The sequence below is a fragment of the Paenisporosarcina sp. FSL H8-0542 genome (assembly GCF_038632915.1).
Lineage (GTDB): Bacteria > Bacillota > Bacilli > Bacillales_A > Planococcaceae > Paenisporosarcina.
The window spans coordinates 3,622,883-3,629,232 of record NZ_CP152050.1; the positions used below are offsets into that span (position 1 = coordinate 3,622,883).

General features: G+C 39.4%; 6 protein-coding genes. All 6 read right to left on the reverse strand.

The window, feature by feature from the left end:
- Window positions 1-34 precede the first annotated feature (34 nt).
- Window positions 35-1,924 carry a tRNA uridine-5-carboxymethylaminomethyl(34) synthesis enzyme MnmG gene (mnmG, locus tag MHH33_RS18090; protein WP_342542596.1) on the reverse strand — a complete coding sequence of 630 codons (1,890 nt, stop codon included), beginning with the start codon at window positions 1,922-1,924 and terminating at the stop codon, window positions 35-37.
- A gap of 202 nt (window positions 1,925-2,126) precedes the next feature.
- Window positions 2,127-3,512 carry a tRNA uridine-5-carboxymethylaminomethyl(34) synthesis GTPase MnmE gene (mnmE, locus tag MHH33_RS18095; RefSeq protein ID WP_016428936.1) on the reverse strand — a complete coding sequence of 462 codons (1,386 nt, stop codon included), beginning with the start codon at window positions 3,510-3,512 and terminating at the stop codon, window positions 2,127-2,129.
- 172 nt (window positions 3,513-3,684) lie between these two features.
- On the reverse strand, window positions 3,685-4,428 hold the full coding sequence (jag, locus tag MHH33_RS18100; RefSeq protein ID WP_016428937.1) for an RNA-binding cell elongation regulator Jag/EloR: 744 nt from the start codon (window positions 4,426-4,428) through the stop codon (window positions 3,685-3,687).
- Window positions 4,425-5,195 (reverse strand): membrane protein insertase YidC, encoded by a 771-nt coding sequence (gene yidC, locus MHH33_RS18105; protein WP_342542597.1) that lies wholly within the window; start codon window positions 5,193-5,195, stop codon window positions 4,425-4,427. Before yidC ends, jag begins: the two co-directional genes overlap by 4 nt.
- 68 nt (window positions 5,196-5,263) lie before the next feature.
- Window positions 5,264-5,611 (reverse strand): ribonuclease P protein component, encoded by a 348-nt coding sequence (gene rnpA / locus MHH33_RS18110; protein ID WP_016428939.1) that lies wholly within the window; start codon window positions 5,609-5,611, stop codon window positions 5,264-5,266.
- 75 nt (window positions 5,612-5,686) lie between these two features.
- Window positions 5,687-5,821 carry a 50S ribosomal protein L34 gene (gene rpmH, locus MHH33_RS18115; RefSeq protein ID WP_016428940.1) on the reverse strand — a complete coding sequence of 45 codons (135 nt, stop codon included), beginning with the start codon at window positions 5,819-5,821 and terminating at the stop codon, window positions 5,687-5,689.
- Window positions 5,822-6,350: the final 529 nt, after the last annotated feature.

Here is a 6,350-nt window from a genome sequence, read left to right on the forward strand (position 1 = left end):
AAATGCTGAATTTAGCGAATAGCCACTTTTATACTTATCCGGATATTTTCGCTATTCTACCTTGTTCAATATACACCAGAAGGATAGAAATGTCAGCAGGATTTACACCTGATATTCTAGATGCTTGTGCAATTGATAAAGGTCTAACTTCTTTCATCTTCTGCTTCGCTTCAGTAGCGATACCAGAAATGGCATCGTAGTCAATTAAATCCGGAATTTTTTTATCTTCCATTTTCTTTAATTTCTCTACTTGTTGAAGTGCTTTTTCGATATAACCTTCGTACTTAATTTGAATTTCGATTTGATCCTTCATTTCATCTGTTAAGTCGATTGGTGAAGGAGAAAGCTGTGCAATATCATCATACGTCATTTCAGGGCGTTTTAGTAAGTCCTGACCTTTTATTCCGTCTTTAAGTTCAGTGCCGCCTTTAGAACGGATAATTTCTTGCGTTACTTCATTCGGCTTAATAATCGTTTTTCTTAATCGGACGATTTCTTCATCGATCAATTTCTTCTTCGCTTCAAAACGCTCGTAACGTTCCTCCGAAATCAATCCTGCTTCGAATCCGATTTTGGTTAATCTCAAGTCTGCATTGTCATGACGTAACAATAATCGATATTCTGCTCTCGACGTAAGTAAACGGTAAGGTTCATTCGTTCCTTTTGTCACTAAATCATCAATTAACACACCGATATACGCATCCGAACGGCTTAAAATGATTTCTTCTTTATTTAAAGAACGAGCCGCAGCATTCATACCAGCCATCAACCCTTGACCAGCTGCTTCTTCATAACCAGATGTTCCGTTAATTTGACCAGCAGTATATAAATTACGGATTTTTTTCGTTTCCAACGTTGGCCATAATTGGGTAGGTACCATTGCATCGTACTCAATCGCATATCCTGCTCGCATCATTTCAGCTTTTTCCAACCCTGGAATGCTTTCTAGCAACTTACGTTGTACATGTTCAGGTAAGCTTGTAGAAAGCCCTTGTACATATACTTCACGCGTATTGCGCCCTTCAGGCTCCAAGAAGATTTGGTGACGTGGTTTGTCATTGAAACGTACCACTTTGTCTTCAATGGAAGGACAATAACGTGGACCTGTACCTTTAATCATGCCTGAATACATTGGTGATAAATGCAAGTTTTCATCAATTATCTGGTGAGTGCGTTCATTCGTATACGTCAACCAACAAGGCATTTGATCCATGATATATTCAGTCGTTTCATAACTGAATGCTCGTGGTAAGTCATCGCCTGGCTGAATCTCTGTTTTGCTGTAATCAATCGTTTTACTGTTTACGCGTGGCGGTGTTCCTGTTTTAAAACGTACCAAATCAAAACCTAAATCTCGAAGATTATCTGCCAATTTCAATGAAGGTTGTTGATTATTTGGTCCACTTGAATATTTCAAATCACCAATGATAATTTCACCACGTAAAAATGTTCCAGTTGTTACAATCACTGTTTTTGCACGGTAGATTGCCCCGACTTGTGTAATAACACCTTTTATTTCGTCGTCTTCAATAATTAATTCCTCAACCATTGCCTGATGGATAGACAAGTTCTCTTGTTCTTCCATTAAGCGTTTCATCTCAGCTTGATATAACACTTTATCAGCTTGTGCACGTAAAGCACGTACAGCTGGGCCTTTACCTGTATTCAACATTCTCATTTGAATATGCGTTTTGTCGATGACTTTCCCCATTGCGCCTCCAAGGGCGTCAATTTCCCGGACAACTATTCCTTTAGCCGGGCCTCCGATAGATGGATTACATGGCATAAATGCAATCATATCTAAATTAATTGTTAAAACGAGTGTTTTTGCACCCATTCCCGCTGCCGCTAATGCTGCTTCAGAACCGGCATGGCCAGCTCCAATAACAATTACATCGAACGAGCCCGCTTCAAATTTCTGCATGTTCGTTCATTCCTTTCGTTTATCCTATTTTTTATATTCAAGCTTTCCGCTCTTTTATGTCTAGCTTCATGCGCCAGCTCGCACCTAAGCTTCAGAACCTCAGGCGAAAGCAGGCTTTCGCACCGCATTCAACTTGGGCCCACAGGATGTGGGTCATGAAGGCGTTGCCGCAAGGACGCGGCGAACTTAGCCTTCGTTCCACTTATTTCCCTAAACAGAATTGGGAGAACAGTTGGTCAATCAAACTTTCTTCTACTGTATCTCCAGTAATTTCACCTAAAATTTCCCACGTTCTGGTGACATCGATTTGGATCATATCGATTGGCACGGCAGCATGGGCTGCGTCTATTGCATCTTCAATCGTTTGTTTTGCCTGGTGCAATAAAGCAATGTGACGAGCGTTTGAGACATACGTCAAATCGCCACTTTCCAGAGATCCTTCAAAGAATAATGAAGCAATTGCTTCCTCGAGCTGATCCACTCCTTCTTCTTGTAATAAAGAAGTGGTCACGATTTTTCGGTTCCCTGCAAGTTCTTCTACACGTTGACTATCGATTTTCTTCTCTAAATCGGTTTTATTGATTACCACAATAAAGTCCATGCCTTCGATTGCTTCAAATAAACGCTCATCCTCAGGTGTTAGCTCGTCCGAATGGTTCAGTACCAAAAGAATCAAATCGGCTTGTTTAAGAACTTGTCTGGAGCGTTCTACACCGATTCGTTCAACAATGTCTTCTGTTTCCCGAATCCCGGCAGTATCAATGAGCTTTAACGGTACGCCACGGACATTTACATACTCTTCAATAATGTCACGTGTTGTCCCCGCTACATCGGTAACAATCGCTTTATTTTCTTGCACTAAACTATTTAATAAAGAGGACTTCCCTACATTCGGTCGACCAATAATGACAGTAGATAAGCCTTCTCTTAATATTTTCCCTTGAGATGAAGTACGCAATAACCCTTCAATTTCTTGTTTCACCCAAGATGACTTTTCAATAATCATGGGCAATGTCATTTCTTCCACATCATCATACTCTGGATAGTCGATGTTCACTTCTACCTGTGCCAACGTTTCTAACAATGCTTGTCGCAAACTGGCAATGAGTCGTGATAATTTTCCATCCATTTGACCTAGTGCAACATTCATTGCACGATCGGTCTTGGCACGAATTAAATCCATAACAGCTTCTGCTTGAGATAAGTCGATACGTCCATTTAAAAATGCACGTTTCGTGAATTCTCCCGGCTCCGCTAATCGAGCACCATGTCTCAGTACTAACTGCAACACTCGATTTACGGTAACGATACCTCCGTGACAATTTATTTCAACTACGTCTTCTCGTGTAAAGGTTTTTGGACCTTTCATTAAAGACAACATGACTTCTTCTACTACGTCGCCTGATTCAGGCTCTATTAAATGTCCATAATGGATCGTGTGTGATGCTTGACTACTTAATTTTTTTTCTCCAGGCGAACGAAAAATTTGATCAGCTATGGAAACTGCTTCTGATCCACTTAATCGCACAATCGCAATTGCTCCTTCACCCATTGGTGTGGATATCGCAGTAATCGTATCGAATTCCATGATCGCCCACCTCCTGTCTACTAGTTATCCACATGTGGATAACTGAAAAAACGGTCATGATTCTCTAACATACAACAATAGCATAAAATCACTAAAATCGAAAGTCGCAAACGTCATTTCGACAACAAGAAAACGGACCTTTTCGTCAAGTGACGTCAAGGTCCGCTGTCCATTACTTTAATGGTTCAATTACGAGATAACGATTAGGATCTGTTCCTACTGATACGGTCTCAATATCCAACCGTCTGGATAAAGCGTTGTGTATCACTTTTCTTTCATAAGAAGGCATTGGTTCAAACTCTACTTTTTTTCCAGTTCGGATTGCTTTATCCGCCATACGTTCGGCTAATTGTTCCAAAGATTCTTGACGGCGCTCGCGGTAATTTTCTACATCAAGTTGAATCATCAAAAAATGGTTAGCATACTTGTTTGCAACTAATTGTGATAATTGTTGCAAGGCGTTTAACGTTTGCCCTCGTTTTCCAATAAGTACAGCTGCTTTTTTACTTTCCAGTCGAAGCGTAACATATTTACCGTTCTGCTCCGTATGAATCGTTAAATCGTCAATTTTCATTTCTTTTGCAATAAGGTTTATATATGCTTTCGTTTCTTCAACTGCCTCGCCTTGAGTGGACTCGACATTCTTAGAAACTCCTTTTTCTTGCAATGGCGCTACTGTTTTTTCTGTCGCATCTTCTAACGACTCAACAGTGACAATTTCAGTCTCTTGCACAACGGGTGGTGCTTCCTTTACTGTAACTTGCACTTCTGCAAGTTTGGAGCCAAAACCTAAAAATCCTTTTTTACCTTCAGTTAAAACGTTAATGGTGACTTGATCTCTGGTTGTCTCAAGTTTAGCTAATGCAGCAGATATCGCTTCTTCAGTTGTTGAACCCGTTTGCGTAATCTGATTCACTTTTTAGCCCCTCCAGTTTTAGCAGGTTGAAGTGTACGTTTTTTCCATGGTTTGTAAATGACCATGTTTTGACTCAATGAAATGATATTTCCGATTACCCAGTACAATGTTAAGGCTGAAGGTAAGAAAATACCGAACCCGATAATCATAATAGGCATGAAATACATCATGATTTTCATTTGAGGGTTGTTCATTGCTTGACCAGTACGTAATACCAGGAACTGCATGATTCCTGCAAGAACCGCAAGAATAATACTTGGTTCAGCAAGCTCAAACCATAAGAAGCTGCCTAAGTTAATTTCTGGCGTATTATTCATGCGACTAATCGCATGATAGAAACCGATTAGGATAGGCATTTGAATGACTACCGGCAAACAGCCCGCAGCTGGATTCACACCTTTTTCTTTAAATAACGCCATCATTTCTTGTTGATACTTCTGTTGGGTAGCCGCATCTTTTGAGCTGTATTTTTGCTTGAGTTTAGCAAGTTCAGGTTGAACATCTTGCATATTCTTTGCACTCTTTGTTTGTTTGATCATTAAAGGAAGAATCGCCAAACGAATTATTATTGTCACCATGACAATACCTAATCCGTAAGATCCGAGTAATTCCTTGAACAATGTAATGAAAGAAACAAGAGGCCAAACAATAAATTCGTTCCAAAATCCTTTACTGCCCTCATAAATCGGTTGATCATACTCTGTACATCCACTAAGTAATAGCGTGACAGAAACAAGCATGAGGATAATAAGTAAGCGTTTGTTCACCCTTCTTCCCCCTAAAACGACATTCCATTTCTTCTATATATATATACATGAAAAACTTCTTGTCTTTATTACTTAATCTTTTGAATCATTTTAGCGATTTTCAAAACGTGCTGCAAACTTTTCTTTGTTTCATGAAAATCTAAACTGGCCGCCTGATTTCTGGCGATAATGACATAATCCATGTTCGGGTTGATTTCATCTTTCAGTTCCAAGAAAGATTGTCTGATATAGCGTTTGATTTGGTTGCGGACGACTGCATTTCCGACTTTTTTACTCACGGATAGGCCGATGCGAAACTCCTCTTGTCCTTCTTTCGGTAAGAAATATAAGACAAACTGGCGATTCGCAAAGGATTTACCGCGTTTAAAAATCTTTTGAAACTCTGCATTCTTCTTTACACGTTGACGTTTATTCATGCTTCACCTTCTCCACCTGATCATTCGCTTCTAATAGGTAAAGAAAAAAAAGACCACTGATGCGGATCAGTGGGCTTAAGCTGATAATACTTTTCTTCCTTTACGACGACGTGCTGCTAATACGCGACGGCCGTTTTTAGAACTCATACGAGAACGGAATCCGTGAACTTTACTATGTTTGCGTTTATTTGGTTGGTATGTGCGTTTCATCTATGTGACACCTCCTGAAAAATTGAAAGTCGATTTATCTCTTATAGACAGTCTTGGATATTATATATAGTTTGACCCCTAAATGTCAATAGCATTTCGAAATATCGTTCTCTTATCGTTCTCTTTCAGTGTAAATTCATCTGGTTATAAGTTGTCCACATATATGAAGTTTTCTACACACAGTGCTGTGGATAACGAATTTGGGGCATTTTTTCTATCCACACCACTTATCTACAACTTTTTAACAAACTCACGGCCTGTGGACAACAGCGGTGTGCATGAATATGCATTTTGTGGATAACCATCGAGAACGCTTGTAATTTCTAGTTATTTTTGATACGATGTTTGTGTTTTACTCTTCAAAACCGAAAATCAGTATTCGTTGTTATCCACAACTGTTGATAATCTGTGGATAGCTTATCCCAAGGCTCTGATTAACCTTTATCCACAACTTGTGGTTTTGTGCATGACTATACATATTATGTGTAAGATTGTCGATAAAAAATATTTTAAAGAAGGAGGTACGTTG

Bases quoted from the DNA above. Each gene is read 5' to 3' on its own strand.
- mnmG (WP_342542596.1), bottom strand. From the start codon at position 1,924: ATGCAGAAATTTGAAGCGGGCTCGTTCGATGTAATTGTTATTGGAGCT.
- mnmE (WP_016428936.1), bottom strand. From the start codon at position 3,512: ATGGAATTCGATACGATTACTGCGATATCCACACCAATGGGTGAAGGA.
- rnpA (WP_016428939.1), bottom strand. From the start codon at position 5,611: ATGAATAAACGTCAACGTGTAAAGAAGAATGCAGAGTTTCAAAAGATT.
- rpmH (WP_016428940.1), bottom strand. From the start codon at position 5,821: ATGAAACGCACATACCAACCAAATAAACGCAAACATAGTAAAGTTCAC.